Source organism: Paenibacillus sp. FSL F4-0122 (genome assembly GCF_038002845.1).
Lineage (GTDB): Bacteria > Bacillota > Bacilli > Paenibacillales > Paenibacillaceae > Paenibacillus_AQ > Paenibacillus_AQ odorifer.
The window spans coordinates 5197498-5216332 of record NZ_JBBODI010000001.1; the positions used below are offsets into that span (position 1 = coordinate 5197498).

14 protein-coding genes are annotated in these 18835 nt (G+C 45.1%); all 14 read left to right on the forward strand.

The features are described 5' to 3' along the window. Positions 1 to 172: 172 nt before the first annotated feature. The 14 genes from rseP to pnp all read left to right on the forward strand — a co-directional run bounded on the left by rseP (position 173) and on the right by pnp (position 18742). A complete protein-coding gene (gene rseP, locus MHH49_RS22725; protein ID WP_038571933.1) occupies positions 173 to 1447 on the forward strand; it encodes an RIP metalloprotease RseP in 1275 nt (424 codons plus the stop codon). 25 nt (positions 1448 to 1472) lie between these two features. Beyond that, positions 1473 to 2921 carry a proline--tRNA ligase gene (gene proS / locus MHH49_RS22730; RefSeq protein WP_036688477.1) on the forward strand — a complete coding sequence of 483 codons (1449 nt, stop codon included), beginning with the start codon at positions 1473 to 1475 and terminating at the stop codon, positions 2919 to 2921. A gap of 269 nt (positions 2922 to 3190) precedes the next feature. Then, positions 3191 to 7519: a PolC-type DNA polymerase III gene (locus tag MHH49_RS22735; protein ID WP_076100393.1), complete on the forward strand. Its 4329-nt coding sequence runs from the start codon at positions 3191 to 3193 to the stop codon at positions 7517 to 7519. A gap of 199 nt (positions 7520 to 7718) precedes the next feature. Then, positions 7719 to 8186 carry a ribosome maturation factor RimP gene (gene rimP, locus MHH49_RS22740; protein WP_076127842.1) on the forward strand — a complete coding sequence of 156 codons (468 nt, stop codon included), beginning with the start codon at positions 7719 to 7721 and terminating at the stop codon, positions 8184 to 8186. A gap of 26 nt (positions 8187 to 8212) precedes the next feature. Further along, positions 8213 to 9310 (forward strand): transcription termination factor NusA, encoded by a 1098-nt coding sequence (gene nusA, locus MHH49_RS22745; RefSeq protein ID WP_036688470.1) that lies wholly within the window; start codon positions 8213 to 8215, stop codon positions 9308 to 9310. 28 nt (positions 9311 to 9338) lie between these two features. Further along, positions 9339 to 9647: an RNase P modulator RnpM gene (gene rnpM / locus MHH49_RS22750; protein WP_036688467.1), complete on the forward strand. Its 309-nt coding sequence runs from the start codon at positions 9339 to 9341 to the stop codon at positions 9645 to 9647. Continuing rightward, a complete protein-coding gene (locus MHH49_RS22755) occupies positions 9640 to 9963 on the forward strand; it encodes a YlxQ family RNA-binding protein (protein WP_036688466.1) in 324 nt (107 codons plus the stop codon). The genes rnpM and MHH49_RS22755 overlap by 8 nt, the downstream gene beginning before the upstream one ends. Further along, positions 9956 to 12616 (forward strand): translation initiation factor IF-2, encoded by a 2661-nt coding sequence (infB, locus tag MHH49_RS22760; protein ID WP_036688463.1) that lies wholly within the window; start codon positions 9956 to 9958, stop codon positions 12614 to 12616. Before MHH49_RS22755 ends, infB begins: the two co-directional genes overlap by 8 nt. Before the next feature lie 18 nt (positions 12617 to 12634). After that, positions 12635 to 12982, forward strand: a complete 348-nt coding sequence (gene rbfA / locus MHH49_RS22765) for a 30S ribosome-binding factor RbfA (protein WP_036688461.1) — start codon at positions 12635 to 12637, stop codon at positions 12980 to 12982. A 72-nt stretch (positions 12983 to 13054) separates the two neighbouring features. After that, on the forward strand, positions 13055 to 14032 hold the full coding sequence (locus tag MHH49_RS22770) for a DHH family phosphoesterase (protein WP_036688459.1): 978 nt from the start codon (positions 13055 to 13057) through the stop codon (positions 14030 to 14032). Continuing rightward, a complete protein-coding gene (truB, locus tag MHH49_RS22775) occupies positions 14029 to 14943 on the forward strand; it encodes a tRNA pseudouridine(55) synthase TruB (protein WP_036688456.1) in 915 nt (304 codons plus the stop codon). The genes MHH49_RS22770 and truB overlap by 4 nt, the downstream gene beginning before the upstream one ends. Positions 14944 to 14980: 37 nt before the next feature. Further along, positions 14981 to 15928, forward strand: a complete 948-nt coding sequence (locus tag MHH49_RS22780) for a bifunctional riboflavin kinase/FAD synthetase (RefSeq protein WP_038571921.1) — start codon at positions 14981 to 14983, stop codon at positions 15926 to 15928. A 148-nt stretch (positions 15929 to 16076) separates the two neighbouring features. Further along, on the forward strand, positions 16077 to 16346 hold the full coding sequence (gene rpsO / locus MHH49_RS22785) for a 30S ribosomal protein S15 (RefSeq protein WP_036656390.1): 270 nt from the start codon (positions 16077 to 16079) through the stop codon (positions 16344 to 16346). A gap of 293 nt (positions 16347 to 16639) precedes the next feature. Then, a complete protein-coding gene (pnp, locus tag MHH49_RS22790; protein WP_036688453.1) occupies positions 16640 to 18742 on the forward strand; it encodes a polyribonucleotide nucleotidyltransferase in 2103 nt (700 codons plus the stop codon). Positions 18743 to 18835 lie beyond the last annotated feature (93 nt).

An 18835-nucleotide genomic window follows, 5' to 3' on the forward strand; every position in this document is an offset into this window, starting at 1 on the left:
GTAAACGCGTACCGTCTCCTTAAGGAACACTGATGGCGTTATTGCTTGACTGGAAATACTTACTTTGCCCTAAAAATAGGTTGGGACAGTTGATTCTCTTGTGCCTGATCGGAGAATAATGATAAATTAAGAGGACATACTTCGGTCTTACACCTAAAGGGGGATGATACGTTTGGAAATGGTTCAGGTCGTTTTTTTAACGGTGCTCATGTTTTTTGTACTTGTGACTGTACACGAATGGGGTCACTATTATTTTGCCAAACGCGCCGGTATTCTCGTGAGGGAATTTGCTATCGGTTTCGGTCCGAAACTGTTTTCTTATAAACGGAATGAGACTCAGTTCACTCTTCGCTTACTGCCTTTTGGCGGTTATGCCCGCATGGCTGGTGAAGATCCTGAGATTGTCGAGATTGGTTCTGGACAGACCATTGCGGTAAGGCTCGGACAAGACAATAAAGTTAAAAACATTTATCTGGATGCACTAGACACCCGTAGAAATGTTATCCGTGGTGAGGCGCTGAGTACCGATCTCGAAGATAAATTGCAGATTACCTTAGATGTGGACGGAGAAGTTACTACTTATGATGTTCATCCGCAAGCGATGATGATTAAAGGGACGCAACAGACACAAATTGCACCTAAAGATCGTCAATTCGGCAGCAAGACCGTGGGTCAGCGTGCGTTGGCTATCGTTGCGGGTCCTGTGATGAACTTTCTGTTAGCCTTTGTACTCTTCGCCATTCATTTGCAAATGGTCGGGATTCAAGTTGAAAATCCTACTTTTGTTAAGATTGGCGACGTCTCCGAAGGAATGCCGGCGCAAGAAGCAGGACTCCAAAAGGGCGATATCATTGTCTCCATCAATGGTGAGAAAATCGGTGCCGATTACAAAAAAATGATTAGCTTGACCTCGGAGTCCAAAGGTAAAGAAATGAACTGGACGCTGCAACGGGGAGAAGAAACCCTTAACGTTAAGCTAGTTCCTCGTAGTATGGAAGGACAAGAAGGCGGTAAAATAGGCATCACTCCTGAGCTACCTACTCGTAAAGCTGGTTTTGGCGAGACGATAACAGGTTCAGGAAAAGCTATGGTCGATACGACAGAAGCTATCTTTTTGGGCTTTAAACAATTGATCAATAAATTCAATATGGATGATATTGGAGGTCCGGTTCGTACGTTTGAGGTAACCGGTCAAATTGCTCAACAAGGTATTCAGTATCTTACATACTGGGCCGCTATTTTGAGTCTATATCTGGGGATATTTAACCTCTTGCCGATTCCGGCACTCGATGGAAGCCGTCTGGCATTCCTAGGTGTTGAGGCACTGCGTGGCAAACCTGTGGATCCGGGTCATGAAGGCATGGTTCACTTTGTAGGTTTTGCACTGCTATTTTTATTAATGATTGCTGTTACGTATAATGATATTTTACGTTTGATCAGCGGCTAATTTTCTTCGGGAGGCATTCCATTACATGGCTAAAGATAAACAATTCGTTACGGAAATCACGCCGCAAAGCGAGGATTTCTCACGCTGGTATATTGATGTTATTAAAAAAGGAGACTTGATGGATTACTCTCCTGTTCGTGGCTGTATTGTATTTAAGCCAGAAGGCTATGAAATATGGGAGCATATTCAGGAGGAAATGAACCGTCGCCTCAAGGAAACTGGGCATCGAAACGCTTATTTTCCAGTGTTCATTCCAGAGAGTTTCTTTCAGAAGGAAAAGGATCATATTGAAGGCTTTAATCCAGAGCTGCCATGGGTAACAGAAGCGGGTGGTGACGTACTTGAGGAACGTCTCGCAGTTCGTCCTACTTCAGAGACCATGTTCGGCCACATGTACTCTAAATGGATTCAATCTTATCGTGACCTTCCTGTACTTATCAATCAATGGGCGAACGTGGTTCGTTGGGAGAAACGTACATTACCATTTATCCGCACGACTGAGTTTCTTTGGCAAGAAGGGCATACCGCGCATGAGAATGAAGCGGAAGCTCGTGAAGAAACTATGCGGATGCTGGATAACTACCGTGATTTTGTCGAGACCTATCTTGCCATTCCGGTTATTACTGGACAAAAGACACCTTCCGAGCGTTTTGCCGGTGCGGTAGATACGTATTCTATTGAAGCGATGATGAAGGATGGACGCGCTGTTCAGGCTGCTACTTCACATTACCTCGGCACCAAGTTTGCCACAGCTTTTGAGATTCAATATTTAAGCCGTGACAATAATTTGGAGTATGTACACACTACTTCATGGGGCTCAACCACTCGCTTGATTGGCTCCTTGATTATGGTACATGGAGATGACCGCGGTCTTGTTCTGCCGCCTAAGGTAGCTCCAACGCAAGTTATTATGATTCCTATCGGACCTCCTAAGACCCGCGAAGCTGTGATTGGGCGGACGGACGAGCTGTTCAAGGAATTGAAGAATGCTGGCGTTCGTGTACGTGTGGATGATCGTTCAGATGTTACTCCAGGCTGGAAGTTTAATGAATATGAAATGCGTGGAGTGCCAGTACGTTTGGAGCTTGGACCACGCGACATGGAGAATGGCGTCTGCGTTCTCGTCTCACGTGTCACCGGTGAGAAGAAGGTTATTCAACAGGAAAACCTCGTAGAAGAGGTTCAAACAATGCTTGAACAGGTTCACAACGAAATGTTCGAACGTGCCCTGAAATTCCGCGAGGACCACTTCTATTCTGTGGATTCCTTGGAGGAAATGAAGGCTTCGATGGATGAAAAACGTGGATTTGCTCTAGCTGGATGGTGTGGTTCCGAAGAATGCGAGTCCAAAGTTAAGGAAGAGACAGGTGCGGGTAGCCGCAATATTCCTTTTGATCCAGCGGAGACTAAGCAAGTCTGCATTTGCTGTGGCCAACCAGCCAAGCATACTGTGGTTTTTGCAAAGGCATATTAATCTTTAGGCACCGATCAACAGTCTTGTAGTATTTTAATTTAGCTTCTGGAGAGAGGAGTCGGCGGGCCGTAAGAACCCAATGCTTTTTGAAACCAGAAGCTTTTTAAAATATAAGAATTTATAGGAATTCGCTATAAATTATCCTTATATTTTTACGAGAAACAGTTATCGTCTTTAAAAGGCGACAACATCGTTTCTGTTTATCATATTGTACTTTCACTGTATATCATGGATAGTTTTAACTGGGTTATTAAAGGTGGGAGGAAAGCATGGAACAAAACCAGGAGAGAAGAAAAAGGTTCGAGCTCTTGATGAAGCAGGGTGAAATTCCGCCTGCAATCATGGATCCCTACTTTTTAGACGGGTATATAGAACGTGTTGAGATCAGTCGCGGCAACCGGGACTGGCAAATCGTTATTACGAAAGAAAGTCTGGTTCCAGCACAGGTATATCGGACATTTAGCCTTAGAATGCGGGAGAAGCTACAGCATATAGCTAAAGTAAGCTTTTTGTTCCTATATGATGAGAAGGTTAGTAGAGCGGAGCTTGTCCAAGAATATTGGGGACTGTTTCTGGAGTGGGTGCATCGGGAGATTCCATCGGTAAACGGCTGGCTGACCCGCTCCTCACAGGAGCTTAAAGAGGATACTTTAATGTTAACGATGAGTGATTCCACTTCGATGGAGCTGGCTCGCAAAAAAGGCATCGATGGAGCAATTATTAAATTTTATGATAAGTATTTCGGTCTCTCCTTAAAAGTTAAATTACTAATGGCGGAGAACGAAAATAATAATGTTGAAGCATTCGAAGAATTTCAGCAAAAGCTTCAGCAAGAACAACGCGAGATTGTTGAGCAGATGATGACTGCTGTTGAAACAGAAGCTCCTGCTGATGATAGCGATCCTAATGAAGTAATTAAGCTTCAAGTGGGGTATGAAATTAAGGAACAGGCTGTGCCGATTCTTGAAATTCAAGATGAAGAGAAGAAAATTACAATTCAGGGTACCATTTTTGGTCTGGATCGTAAGGAGCTTCGCAATGGCAGTACCTTGTTCACTTTCAGTCTGACCGATTTTACGGATTCTCTACAAATGAAGATGTTCGCGAAGACTAAAGATGATCTGAAGGTTATGAGTCAGCTAGCTAATGGCAAATGGGTAAGAGCACGCGGAAAAGTAGAATATGACCGTTTTATGCAGATTCCTGAGCTCGTGATGATCCCTTCGGATTTAACGGAAGTTAAGGCACCGCCTGCACGTAAAGATACTGCTCCTAAGAAACGGGTGGAATTCCACCTTCACACTACGATGAGTACGATGGATGCGGTCACTCCGATCACTACCTATGTCAAAACAGCTGCCCAGTGGGGTCATCCTGCGATTGCTATTTCTGATCATGGTGGCGTTCAGGCTTTTCCTGATGCAAACCATGCAGCTCATAAGCATAAGATAAAAATGATTTATGGTGTGGAAGCTAATGTTGTGAATGACTCTGTGAATATTGTCGAGAATGCTCAGCCTTTGGACTTGAAGACAGCTACCTATGTAGTGTTTGATATAGAAACCACGGGTTTATCGATTACCCGCAATAATATTACGGAGCTGGCGGCCATTAAAATGTGCGAAGGCAAAGAAGTAGACCGTTATTCTACTTTTGTTAATCCGCATGAGAAAATCCCTTATCATATTCAGCAATTGACCAATATTACGGATGAAATGGTTAAGGATGCTCCTGATCTTGAACCAGTACTGCGTAAGTTTGTTGAATTTGTGGGTGACAGTATCCTTGTAGCTCATAACGCCAGGTTTGATATGGGTTTTATTCAGGCCTCGTTACGTAAAATAGGTGAACCTGATCTTCCGAATCCATCTCTTGATACGCTTGAGCTCGCTCGCTTACTATATCCAAGCATGAAGAATCACAGGCTGAACACATTAGCCGATAAATATAAAGTTCTTCTGGAAAGCCATCACCGTGCGATTGATGATACCATAGCACTCGGCGGTATATTAACAGGATTGCTCGCAGATGCTGAAAAGATGAAGGGCATGACCCGCCTTGATCGACTAAACGATTATGTGGGTAATGATCTTTCGAACACAAGACCGTTCCACTGTAATATTTATGCACTTAATCAAATAGGCAAAAAAAATCTTTATAAGCTCATTTCCATGTCACATACGGAATATTTCAAACGTGTACCTTGTATTCCAAAATCCAAGCTGGAAGAGCATAGAGATGGACTGCTAGTGATTTCCGGTTGTGAACGTGGAGAGTTTTTTGAAGCAGTACTCAACAAAACGACTGAGGAAGCCATGGAGGTTGCTCATTTTTATGATGTGCTGGAGATTCAGCCATTGACCATGTACATGCACTTGGTGGACAAGGGTTTTGTAGCAGGCCCTGATGAGCTTCGCGATGTAGTCCGCAAGGTTTGCGAAATAGGGGAACAGTTAAATAAACCTGTTATCGCAACGGGGAATGTGCATTATCTTGAACCCCGGGACAAGCTGTATCGTGATATTACGATTAATGGGATCACAGGCTTTAGTCCGCTTAAAGACCAACGCAAACCGGATGCACACTTCCGCACAACGGATGAAATGCTGTCTGAATTCGAATTTCTCGGTGCTGAAAAAGCGATGGAAGTCGTTGTCACAAATACAGTTGAGCTGGCGGAGCGTTTTGAAGAACTGGAGCTATTTCCAGATAAGCTATTTACACCAATTATTGACGGGGCGGACGAAGAAATTCGCGAGACCTGCTACAATACAGCCAAATCCATTTACGGTGAAGAGCTGCCTGAAGTAGTTATTGCCCGTTTGGAGAAAGAGCTTGCACCGATTATTAAATACGGGTTCTCTGCCAACTATTTGATTTCTGAACGTCTCGTAAAAAAATCAAATCAGGATGGGTATCTCGTAGGCTCGCGGGGTTCCGTAGGTTCTTCTGTAGTCGCTACATTTCTTGGGATTTCAGAAGTTAATCCGTTGCCTGCGCATTATATTTGCCTAGATCCCGAGTGTCGCCATAGTGAATGGTTCCTGGACGGTAGTGTGCGGAGCGGATTCGATTTACCAGATAAAGTCTGTCCGGATTGCGGTCAGAAGCTCAAAGGTGAAGGCCAGGATATTCCGTTCGAGACCTTCCTTGGATTTAAAGGGGATAAAGTTCCCGATATCGACTTGAACTTCTCAGGGGAATATCAGCCGAATGCACATAACTTTACCAAAGAAATGTTTGGTGAGAAAAATGTATTCCGTGCCGGAACGATTGGTACCGTAGCTGAGAAGACAGCCTTTGGATTTGCAAAAAAATACGAAGAACTTCACCAGAAACGTTGGCGTGGAGCTGAAGTTGGCCGTCTGGCGGCTGGCTGTACAGGTGTTAAACGTAGTACGGGACAGCATCCGGGTGGTATAGTCGTTGTTCCAGACTATATGGAGGTAGAAGATATTACGCCAGTACAATTCCCGGCGGATGATGTCAATGCTGAATGGAAGACCACGCACTTTGATTATCACGCCTTTGACGCGAATTTGCTGAAGCTTGATATTCTGGGTCATGATGATCCGACGATGATGCGGATGCTTCAGGATTTGACAGGTGTGGATCCAACTTCTATCCCGATGAATGATCCGAAAGTTATGAGCATGTTTAACTCTACAGATGCACTTGGAGTGAGACCTGACGAAATCAGATCACCGGTTGCGACCTATGGTGTGCCCGAAATGGGGACCAAGTTCGTACGTCAAATGCTTATTGAGTCGAAGCCGTCCAGCTTTGCTGACTTACTGCAAATATCAGGTTTGTCTCATGGTACTGGAGTTTGGCTTGGTAACGCTCAAGAGCTTATAAAGAATAACACGTGTAACATTAAGACCGTTATCGGTTGTCGTGATGACATCATGCTCTTCTTAATTTATAAAGCGGGAATGGATGCGAGCTTGGCCTTTAAAATTACCGAGAGTGTTCGTAAAGGTAAAGGTTTGTCTGACGAATGGATCGAGGAAATGAAAAAGTGCAAGGTCCCACAATGGTATATTGATTCTTGTCTGAAGATTCAATACATGTTCCCGAAGGCGCATGCTGCTGCATACGTAATTTCTGCAGTACGTACCGCCTACTTCAAGCTGTATCATCCTATTGAATATTATGCGACTTATTTCTCTGTACGTGCAGCAGATTTTGATATTGAATTGTGCTGTAAGGGGTATGAAGCCATCAACCGTCAGATCGTAGAAATCGAGCAAAAAGGATTTCAGGCTTTGCCTAAGGAAAAGGCTATGTTGCCTGTCCTTGAGATGGCTTTGGAGATGACGGCACGTGGGTTTACATTCAAAAACATTGATCTTTACCGCTCAGAAGCGAATAAGTTTATTGTTGATGACAAGAGTTTGATTCCTCCGTTTTCCGCATTAGCGGGAATTGGTGAGAATGCTGCTATCAACATAGCTGCTGCGAAAGATGCTGGCGAGTTCCTGTCTATTGAAGATTTCCAGCAGAAATCAAAGGCAAGTAAGACGGTTATTGAGCTGCTGACTGGCATGGGCTGCTTCCGCGGCTTACCGGAAAGCAATCAACTTTCCCTATTTTAAAGGCTTTAACAACACTTATTTCATGGCTAGAAAAGAGTGCTCCAAAGGGGGAGTCAAGGGCTAGCACTTGTCAGTCCAGTTTCCCTATGGTATAATTTCTTTGGTAATAATGAGATAAGTCCGTTGTGTAAAGAGTGGGGAAACCCACTCTTTATCTTTGGTATATAGCAAAAGACAAGTTCGTGGAGGTAATTTTCTTTTGAGCACACCCAAATCTAAAATTAAACAAACGGTAGAGCAGATGCTCGGGCCCTATCTCGACGACAATGGTTTCGAACTGGTGGACGTTGAATACGTGAAGGAAGGCTCCAATTGGTTTCTGCGTATATTCGTAGATAAAGAAGGCGGCATTGATATTGATGACTGCGGGATCATTAGCGAATATTTCAGTCAGAAGTTAGATGAGAATGATCCTATTCCTGAGGCATATTTCCTTGAGGTTTCCTCGCCGGGAGCAGAGCGTCCTCTCAAAAAAGCTGCGGATGTAGCTAAAGCGGTAGGTAAGGACGTGTATGTGACTGTTTATGAGCCGATTCAAGGACTCAAAGAATTTGAAGGTCGTTTGCTCTCGTTCGAGAACGAGGAACTGCTCATCTCCGCGGGCAAAAAAGAACATGTAGTACCGTACGCCAAGGTCGCAAGTGCGAGATTGGCCATTATTTTTTAACGTCTTGAAAGGGGGGCCGGAAATTCATGAGTATGGAGTTTATTGAAGCAATGAATGAGCTGGAGAGGGAGAGAGGCATCAGTAAAGATGTGCTGTTTGAAGCGATTGAAGCGGCGCTGATCTCTAGTTATAAACGTAATTTCAATGCAGCACAGAACGTGCGTGTTGACATGAATCGCAATACAGGTGTCATTAAAGTGTTTGCCCGCAAGTTAATTGTTGAGGAGGTCCTGGATACAAGGACTGAAATCTCATTGCCGGCAGCCAGAGAAATTAACCCGCATTTCCAGCTGGAAGATATCGCTGAGCTTGAAGTGACACCACGTGATTTTGGACGTATTGCCGCACAGACTGCTAAGCAGGTTGTAACTCAACGGATTCGCGAAGCAGAGCGTGGACTTATCTATAATGCTTTTATCGACAAAGAAGATGATATCGTTACTGGACTAGTTCAACGTCAAGATATGCGGAACATTTACATTGATCTTGGTAAAATCGAAGCGGTTCTTCCGCTTAGCGAATTGATGCCAGGTGAAAAGTTCAAACAAAGCGAACGCATCAAGGCTTATATCACAAAAGTTGAGAATACAACAAAAGGTCCGCAGATTATGCTCTCCCGCAGTCATCCTGGATTACTGAAGCGTCTGTTCGAGCTTGAAGTTCCTGAAATATTTGACGGTGTAGTTGAGATTCGTTCTGTAGCTCGTGAAGCTGGCTTCCGCTCGAAGATTGCTGTGTATTCCCGCAATCCAGAAGTAGATCCCGTTGGTTCTTGCGTAGGTCCAAGAGGCACACGCGTTCAGACCATCGTTACTGAGCTTCGCGGTGAGAAGATCGATATCGTCCGTTATTCTGATCTGGTGCAGGAATATGTTGCGAATGCACTAAGCCCTTCCAAGGTTCTTGAAGTTCAAGTCTTTGAAGCGGAGAAGATGGCGAGAGTTATCGTTCCTGACTATCAATTATCACTGGCTATCGGTATTAAAGGGCAAAATGCACGTCTTGCCGCTAAACTTACCGGCTGGAAGATTGATATCAAGAGTGAAACTCAAGCGGAGCAGGAATACGGCAGACCGAAATCTTCTATTGATGAAATGCATCAGGATTCCGTCTCCATAGATTAATTAACCTGCTTGACGGGAGGCGTTTGGTATGAAACAAAAAAAGGTGCCGCTGCGTAAATGCGTTGCTACCCAAGAGATGATGCCTAAAAAAGAGCTGATTCGTGTGGTAAGAACGCCTGAAGGTGAAGTGCTGATTGATCTGACGGGTAAGAAGTCAGGCCGTGGTGCTTACATATGCGGCAAGCTTGAATGCTTTCAGCTGGCACAAAAGAACAAAGCACTTGACCGTGCATTGAAATGTCAAGTGAGTCCTGAAATCTACGCCCAGCTAGCCCGGGAGTTTACATCCGTGGAAGAGCAGTTTCTAGCAGCAAAGGATAGTGAGGATAATGAGTAAGGCGCTTTCTTATTTAGGGCTTGCCATGAGAGCAGGCAAGATAGTCACCGGTGACGAGGCTGTACTCAAAGCTGTACGGTCTTCAGAGGCGAAGCTGGTCGTTCTGGCAGGTGACGCTTCAGATAATACCCAAAAAAAGTTCCGTGATAAATGCGGAACTTACGATATTCCACTAGTAATCGCATTTCACCGGGATGAACTCGGTGCAAGTATTGGTAAAGACCAGCGTGTAGTACTGGCCATTACGGATAAAGGATTCGCGGAAATGATCTCCAAGCAACTCGGAGATACTGTCGGAGGTGGATTTATTGACTAAAGAAGAGAACAAAGATAAATTGCGCGTGTACGAATACGCAAAGTCACTAAACATGAGCAGTAAAGAAATTATTACTATTCTGAAGCGTTTGAATGTCCCCGTGAATAATCATATGAGTGTCATGGAGAATGGATCCGTGAACAAAGTTGAACAGTTCTTTAAGGATATCAAATCAAACGCTGCAGCCAAGCGGGATACCGGCACCAGCAGCCGGCCGGTAACAACCGGTGCGGTAACAGCCGAACCTCAAAGTGCTCAGAATGCCAACAAAAATCAACAGGAAAAGCAGGTAGGTATGAACAGTAACCAAAACAACAACCAATCGACGACGTCCCCAAGGCCCCAAAGCGGACAAGATTCCCGCAGAACACAAACAGGTTCAACGCAGAATGCACGTCCGCAACAAAGCGGTGCTCCACGTACTAACAGTACTAGCAGTACTAGTAGCAGCCGCCCGCAAAGCAGCACTACCGGCGGCAATCGCCCACAAGGTAGCAATACCGGTGGCAGCCGTCCGCAAGGCAGTAATACTGGCGGCAACCGTCCACAAGGAAGCAACACAAGTGGCAGCCGTCCGCAAGGCAGCAATACTGGTGGTAGCCGCCCACAAGGCAGCAACACTGGTGGAAGCCGTCCACAAGGAAGCAACACAAGTGGCAGCCGTCCGCAAGGACAAAACAGTGCACCACGCACTGACAGCCGTCCACAAGGTCAATCTGGCACAGGCGGAGGTTTCACACGCGGTGATGACAGAGGTCCTAAAAAGAACACAACTGGTGGCAGACCGAATAATAATCAAAGACGTTTTGATGATGGTAAAGGTGGTAACTACCGCGGTCGTGGTGGTAAGAATGGTCGTGGCAAGAACCAGCCAATGGTACACCGCGAGAAGATCGATAACACACCTAAGAAAATCATCGTTCGTGGCAGCATGACCGTTGGTGAAACAGCGAAATTGCTTCACAAGGATGCTTCTGAAGTAATCAAAAAGCTGATTTCAATGGGTGTTATGGCTACCATCAACCAAGAACTTGATATCGACACCATTTTGCTACTCGCTGCTGAATTTGGCGTAGAAGTAGAAGTGAAGATTCCTGTTGATGAGGACAGCTTCGAAACAGTGGAAGAGAATGACAATGAAGAGGATCTTCAGACTCGTCCTCCAGTAGTTACTATTATGGGTCACGTTGACCATGGTAAAACTACACTGCTTGATGCTATTCGTTCGACAAATGTGACTCTAGGCGAAGCCGGCGGAATCACTCAGCACATCGGTGCTTATCAAGTCGAAATTAATCAAAAGAAAATCACGTTCCTTGATACACCTGGTCACGAAGCATTTACTGCTATGCGTGCTCGTGGTGCACAGGTTACGGATATGACAATTATCGTAGTTGCTGCTGATGACGGTGTTATGCCTCAGACCGTTGAAGCTATTGCACACGCTAAGGCTGCTGGACTTCCGATTATTGTCGCTGTTAATAAAATCGACAAGCCGGGCGCAGATCCTGATAAGGTGAAGCAAGAGCTTACAAGTTATGAACTTGTTCCTGAAGAGTGGGGTGGAGATACCATCTTCGTTAACCTCTCTGCGAAACAACGTATTAACTTGGAAGAACTGCTGGAAATGATCCTGCTCGTAGCTGAAGTTAATGAGTACAAAGCGAACCCTGACAAACGGGCACGCGGTACTGTTATAGAAGCTGAGCTTGATAAATCCCGTGGACCAGTTGCTCGTATACTCGTTCAGAACGGTACGTTGAAAGTCGGCGATGCCTTTGTAGCAGGTAACTGCTTCGGACGTGTACGTGCTATGGTCAATGATAAAGGTCGTAAGATTAAAGAAGCTGGACCATCTACTCCAGTAGAAATTACTGGTTTGACTGAGGTGCCACAAGCTGGCGATCCGTTTATGGCATTCGAAGACGAGCGTAAAGCCCGTGCGATTGCTGATAGACGTTCTACTTCCCAACGTCAATCTGAGCTGAATACGAACACCCGTGTAACTTTGGATGATCTGTTCCAGCACATTAAAGATGGCGAGATCAAAGACCTTAACGTGATTATCAAAGCTGACGTACAAGGTTCAGTCGAGGCGCTTAAAGGATCCTTGGCTAAGATCGAAGTGGAAGGCGTACGAGTGAAGATCATTCACAGCGGTGCTGGTGCGATTACTGAATCCGATATTACGCTTGCAGCAGCATCTAATGCTATCGTTATCGGCTTTAACGTTCGTCCAGACGCACAGACCAAAGCAGCTGCTGAGCAAGAAAAAGTAGATGTTCGTCTGCACAACATTATCTACAACGTAATTGAAGAAATCGAAAGTGCCATGAAAGGTATGCTCGATCCTATCTATAAAGAGAATGTTATCGGTCACGCTGAAGTTCGCAGCGTGTTCAAAATCAGCAAAGTGGGTACCATTGCAGGATGTATGGTTACTTCTGGTAAAATTACCCGTAATGCTGAAATGCGCTTGATCCGTAGCGGAATCGTAGTGTTCACAGGTAAGGTTGATACTTTGAAACGTTTCAAAGATGATGCCAAAGAAGTGGCGCAAGGTTATGAATGTGGCATAACTTTGGAACGCTATAATGACGTCCAAGAGGGCGACATTATCGAAGCGTTTCTTATGGAAACTGTAGAGCGCTAAGCGAAGAGGTGAATATAGATGTCTAAAATTAGAGCAGGACGAGTGGGCGAGCAGATCAAGAAAGAGCTTAGTCAACTTATCCAAAGCGGTCTGAAAGACCCTCGAATCGGTTTTGTAACTGTAACTGGCGTAGATGTGACTAACGATCTATCGCAAGCCAAGGTATACTTAAGCGTGTTCGGGGATGAAGAGCAGAAGGCAGACTCGCTTAAAGCGATTGAGAAAGCCAATGGTTTTCTTCGCTCAGAGCTTGGCAAGGCCATTCGCCTTCGGCATACACCGGAGCTGATCTTCAAGATCGACGAATCTGTCGCTTATGGCAGTCATATTGAGAAGCTTCTTGGAGAGCTTCATAAGAACGATTAGAAATAAGTGATTAAAGTGGGGTTCAAAATAGCGTTATGCTATTTTGAACAACCTTTAAAAAGGAGACGGCGAATGCAGAGCTATGAACAAAGTCTCCAGCAGACCCGTGAGTTTCTGCTGGAACACGACGATTACCTTGTAGTGTCGCATGTTCAGCCGGACGGAGATGCAGTCAGCTCCACCCTTGCGGTGGGCTGGCTTCTCTCATGTCTGGGCAAAAAATACACTATGCTGAATGAAGGACCGATCCCGAAGCGAATGGAATACCTATGGCATTCGGATGAAATCATCAATATGGCCTCTAGTGAACCGCCCCGTCAATACAGCAACGTCATCTGTGTGGATTGTGCGGATTTTCAGCGAGTAGGGCTGACAAACCGCTATTTTGCGAATGAGGCTCTTATCCTGAACATTGATCACCATCCAACAAATAACGGTTATGGATTCGTTAATTTAATCAAACCGGATGCAGCTGCGACAGCGGAAATATTGTTCGACCTGCTGAAGACATTCGAGATCGAATGGGATATTGATATCGCCACAGCTATATATACGGGTCTGTTAACAGATACCGGTGGTTTTCGTTATACCAACACATCACCAAAAGTAATGGCAACTGTATCTGAGCTATTATCCCTTGGAGTTAACGGTCCTGAACTCGCTGAGACATTGCTTGAAGAAATGACGCTGCCACAGGTTAAAATATTAAATAAAGCCTTAAATACGCTGGAATTATCTCCTGAAGGAGATATTGCCTGGCTATATGTTACACCCGAGCATATGATCGAATGTGCTGCTGCTAATGAAGATTTGGAAGGAATCGTAAACTACCCTCGTAATATTCGGGGCGTGGAAGTAGGCATTCTTTTTAAAGTTATTCACGAACATGCGGTCAAGGTTAGTCTACGTTCTGCAGGTAAAGTAGACGTGGCTGCATTGGCGCAAACGTTTGGAGGCGGCGGTCATACCCGTGCTGCAGGTGCGCGTATAGAAGCTACGCTTGAAGAGGCAATAGCTCAGGTGCTTGAGGAGGTAAGACGTCATTTATGAGTGAACTAGAAGGTGTTCTGGCGGTTTATAAACCGGCAGGCTTCACTTCACATGATGTTGTAGCCAAGGCACGTCGTATTCTCGGCATGAAACGGATTGGTCATACGGGGACACTAGATCCCCAAGTGACTGGTGTATTGCCGCTTTGTCTGGGACGTGCGACTCGCGTTGTGGAGTATATTCAGGAGCTGCCCAAAGAATATGTGGCAACACTGAGACTGGGGATGTCCAGTGATACTGAAGACTTAACTGGAACCATTACGGAAACTGTAGATGAGGTTCATGTAACTGAGGAAGAGATTCTTGCAGTGCTTGCCTCTTTCAAAGGTGTAATTTCTCAGGTTCCTCCCATGTACTCTGCGGTGAAAGTGGATGGCAAACGTCTTTATGAATTGGCTAGAGAAGGCAAGACCGTTGAACGAAAAAGTCGTGAAGTAGAGATTTATGAAATCGAAATGACGGATATGACTTGGGAAGGTAATCATCCCGACATCACTTTCCGGGTATTATGCTCCAAAGGCACGTATATTCGAACACTTTGTGTTGATATCGGTCGTGCGCTTGGACTGCCGGGTGTAATGGTGAAGCTGGAGAGAACAATGTCGGCAGGAATTTCTGCCAGCCATTGTTTATCCCTTGAGGATATTGCCGCGCACAAGGAAGCCGGAACATTAGAAGATCATTTAATCGCTGCTGATGAGGCAATTTCGCATTTGCCTAAGCATACCGTTATGGATGAGAAGAAGAAGGCAGCACTGCAGGGTCAACGTTTGTCTTCGCGGTTCATTGCTCCAGAAGTGAAGACAGCAGGTCAAATTCGGCTATACGATCTTCAGGGATTGTTTCTTGGCATTTATGAGCTGGAAGAGACAGGTGCTATTGCCCCAGTAAAAGTGTTTGCACAAGCTTAAATCAATTTTACCAAGTGAATTGTAGGTGAGAAACAGCGTGAGAACCGTAACGTTAACCTATCCGATGTCGCCGGAGACTGCTGCCGAATGGGCACAACCTCAAGTGGCTGCTCTAGGGCAGTTTGACGGCCTGCATCGTGGACATGCCAGTGTCATTACATCCGCTGTGGCCTTAGCCCGTAAACAAGGTGTGCCGGCTGCAGTCCTTACATTTCATCCTCATCCCAAAGATGTTATGGGTAAGGGGGATTATGAAGGGTACTTGACGCCACCCTTTGAAAAGCAAGAGATTCTTGCCAGCATGGGTGTAGATATCCTGTATGTTATTGAATTTAATGAGCAGCTTTCCCGGGTTAGTCCACAGAATTTTGTCTCTGTTATGCTTTTGCCGCTACATATTGTAACTGCAGTTGTTGGCTTTGACTTTCGCTTTGGCTACCAAGGTGAAGGCGATGTTGAGATGCTTCGTAAGCTGGGTGAAGGTGTTATGAATGTGGAAGTTGCTCCTCCTTTTCTGCTTGAAGGCGAAAAGGTTAGCAGCTCCGGCATTCGCAAAAGTCTCCAAAATGGAGATCTGGGACTGGCAAACTCCTGGTTCGGACGTTGCTATCATCTGCGTGGTGAAGTGGGGCATGGTGAGAAGAGAGGCCGCACAATTGGTTTTCCAACTGCCAATTTGAAGCTCAGTGATCATTTTGTCATTCCGACCAAAGGTGTATATGCGGTTCGAGTCTTTTATAAGGATAAAGTTCTGTACGGGGTTATGAATGTGGGCGTTAAACCAACCTTTCATGAGGGTGTGTTGACTCCGAGCTTTGAGGTACATCTGTTTGATTTCGAGGGTGACCTGTATGATCAAGAGCTTAAGGTAGAATTGGTATCTTACATTCGTCCAGAACGGAAGTTTGACTCCATTGGGGCATTGATTACTCAGATTGGCGAGGATGCAGAAACCGCGAAGAAGATTCTGGAGTATAATTTATAGTCATCCCGGACAAGCCGTTTACTTTTGTTAATGGAGATGCTATACTAAGTAACGTTGCTGGCTTACAGCATCATAACCTTAGCTTGGTTGCACGTTCTCACCGACGGTGACGAGGCTAGTGGCGATTATATTGAAGGAGGTGAACAGGATGGCATTAACTCAAGAACGTAAACATCAATTGATCGACGAGCACAAAACTCACGAATCCGATACTGGATCCCCTGAGGTGCAAGTTGCTATCCTAACGGAGAACATCGTTAATTTGACTGACCACTTGCGTACGCACAAGAAAGATCATCACTCCCGTCGCGGATTGTTGAAAATGGTTGGACAACGTCGTAAACTTCTGGCGTATTTGAAAAACAAAGACATCAGACGTTACAGCGCCCTGATCGAAAGACTGGGATTGCGTCGTTAATTTTCCATAAGATTACTCTTAAAGCAGCCTGGTTGTATACCGTATGTCCTTCTCGGAGCGACAGCGGGACAGCTGGGTTGCTTTTTGAAAATTTAGGGAAAACTTAATATTAGGATCGATGAGATTATTCGCAAAAACGGCGGCTTTACTTTTCAGTAAGGCCCAGCCGTTTCTTCTTATATGCATACAGAATAGGTAGCCCCCCTTTGGGACAAGCCTTTCCAATTCATTTAGATCGATATGTGAACCTGCTATTTTAGACTGCGGGTCTACTACTATTCAAGGAGGTATTTATGGAAAAACGTGTAGAAATGCAGCTGGGTGGAAGACGCCTTGTGCTGGAAACGGGCCGCCTGGCTAAACAAGCAAATGCAGCTGTTATGGTGCGTTACGGGGATACTTCGGTATTATGTACCGTTACGGCTTCGAAAGAGCCTAAGGATCTGGATTTTTTCCCGCTTACAGTCAACTATGAGGAAAGATTATATGCGGTAGGTAAAATTCCTGGCGGATTTATTAAACGGGAAGGTAGACCGAGTGAGAAAGCGATTCTGTCAAGCCGTTTGACAGACCGTCCAATCAGACCACTGTTCCCTGAAGGATTTCGTAACGATGTTCAGGTATTGAACATGGTAATGAGTGTGGATCAGGACTGCGCACCAGATATTGCTGCTATGATCGGTACTTCAGCTGCACTTAGTATTTCCGATGTGCCTTTTGATGGACCAATCGGCGGCGTTGCTGTAGGTCGGATTAATGGAGAGTTTGTGATCAATCCGGATATGTCTCAGCAAGCAATCAGTGATGTTTATGTAGTGGTTGCTGGAACGAAGGATGCAATCATGATGGTTGAAGCAGAAGCGAACGAAGTGACGGAAGATGTGATGCTCGAAGCGATTATGTTCGGTCATGATGAAATCCGCAAGATCGTTGCAACCATTGAAGAACTGGTTAAAGTGGCTGGTAAAGAAAAAATGGCTGTGAAGCTGCATACAGTGAATGCTGACGTGAATACTGAGGTCCGTGCATTTGCTGAGGCTCGTCTGGTGGAAGCCGTTAAAATAGCTGAAAAACATGCGCGTCAGGAAGCGATTGATGTCGTTAATGATGAAGCGGTTGCGTATTTCGTAGAGAAGTACATAGAAGCACCGGAGCTTCTGAAAGATGTTAAAGAAGTCCTACATGATATCGTGAAGGATGAAGTAAGACGTCTAATCACACATGATAAGGTTCGTCCAGATGGGCGTAAACTTGATGAAATCCGTCCGATTGAATGTGATACAAGTCTGTTACCGCGTACACACGGTTCCGGTCTGTTTACACGTGGACAAACACAAATCCTTAGTGTTTGTACCCTTGGAGCACTAGGTGATGTGCAAATTCTCGACGGAATCGATCCTACTGAAACGAAACGTTTCATGCACCATTACAACTTCCCGCCGTTCAGCGTAGGGGAAGCTCGTCCGCTTAGAGCACCAGGACGCCGTGAAATCGGTCATGGAGCACTTGGAGAACGTGCATTATCCAAGGTTATACCTAGTGAAACTGAATTCCCGTACACGATTCGTCTAGTATCAGAAGCGATTGAATCTAACGGTTCTACTTCCCAGGCAAGTATCTGTGCCAGCATTCTGGCTATGATGGACGCTGGTGTGCCAATCAAAGCACCGGTAGCCGGAGTAGCAATGGGTCTGATCAAAGACGGAGAGCATGTCTCCATCCTGACGGATATTCAAGGTATGGAAGATCACCTCGGAGATATGGACTTCAAGGTAGCTGGTACAGCAGAAGGTGTTACAGCTATTCAAATGGACATTAAGATTGCCGGTATCGACCGCAACATTCTTCAGGATGCACTTCAGCAGGCTAAAGAAGGCCGTCTGTTCATCTTGGACAAAATGAATGAAGCGATCTCTGCGCCAAGACCTAATCTGTCCAAATATGCTCCGAAAATTATTATTATCAACATCAATCCGGACAAAATCCGTGATGTTATCGGTGCTGGTGGTAAGATTATCAATAAAATTATTGAAGAAACCGGCGTAAAAATCGACATCGAACAAGATGGCCGTGTCTTTATCGGTTCTTCAGATGAAGAAATGATCCAAAAGGCACGTTCGATTATCGAAGGACTAGTGCGTGAAGTACAAGTCGGAGAAATCTATGTGGGTACAGTTAGACGTATTGAGAAATTTGGAGCATTTGTTGAACTAATTCCGGGTAAAGACGGATTGGTACACATTTCCCAATTGTCCACTGAGCGCGTAGCTAAGGTTGAAGATGTTGTAGCTGTCGGGGATACAATTACCGTTAAAGTTACCGAAATCGACCAACAAGGCCGGGTTAACCTGTCGCGTAAAGCGGTATTGACTTCGGAAACTGGAGCTAAAGCTTAAGTTTCAATTGTAGAGGTACCTTTTCTAAAGTACCTAATAGCATAATAAAAGGAGACAGAAGCGATTGCGTTCTGGCTCTTTTTTTATATGAAA

What these genes read in the sequence shown, in the direction of transcription:
- proS (WP_036688477.1), top strand. Translation starts at nt 1,473, where the DNA reads ATGGCTAAAGATAAACAATTCGTTACGGAAATCACGCCGCAAAGCGAG.
- MHH49_RS22735 (WP_076100393.1), top strand. Translation starts at nt 3,191, where the DNA reads ATGGAACAAAACCAGGAGAGAAGAAAAAGGTTCGAGCTCTTGATGAAG.
- nusA (WP_036688470.1), top strand. Translation starts at nt 8,213, where the DNA reads ATGAGTATGGAGTTTATTGAAGCAATGAATGAGCTGGAGAGGGAGAGA.
- rnpM (WP_036688467.1), top strand. Translation starts at nt 9,339, where the DNA reads ATGAAACAAAAAAAGGTGCCGCTGCGTAAATGCGTTGCTACCCAAGAG.
- MHH49_RS22755 (WP_036688466.1), top strand. Translation starts at nt 9,640, where the DNA reads ATGAGTAAGGCGCTTTCTTATTTAGGGCTTGCCATGAGAGCAGGCAAG.
- rbfA (WP_036688461.1), top strand. Translation starts at nt 12,635, where the DNA reads ATGTCTAAAATTAGAGCAGGACGAGTGGGCGAGCAGATCAAGAAAGAG.
- MHH49_RS22770 (WP_036688459.1), top strand. Translation starts at nt 13,055, where the DNA reads ATGCAGAGCTATGAACAAAGTCTCCAGCAGACCCGTGAGTTTCTGCTG.
- truB (WP_036688456.1), top strand. Translation starts at nt 14,029, where the DNA reads ATGAGTGAACTAGAAGGTGTTCTGGCGGTTTATAAACCGGCAGGCTTC.
- rpsO (WP_036656390.1), top strand. Translation starts at nt 16,077, where the DNA reads ATGGCATTAACTCAAGAACGTAAACATCAATTGATCGACGAGCACAAA.
- pnp (WP_036688453.1), top strand. Translation starts at nt 16,640, where the DNA reads ATGGAAAAACGTGTAGAAATGCAGCTGGGTGGAAGACGCCTTGTGCTG.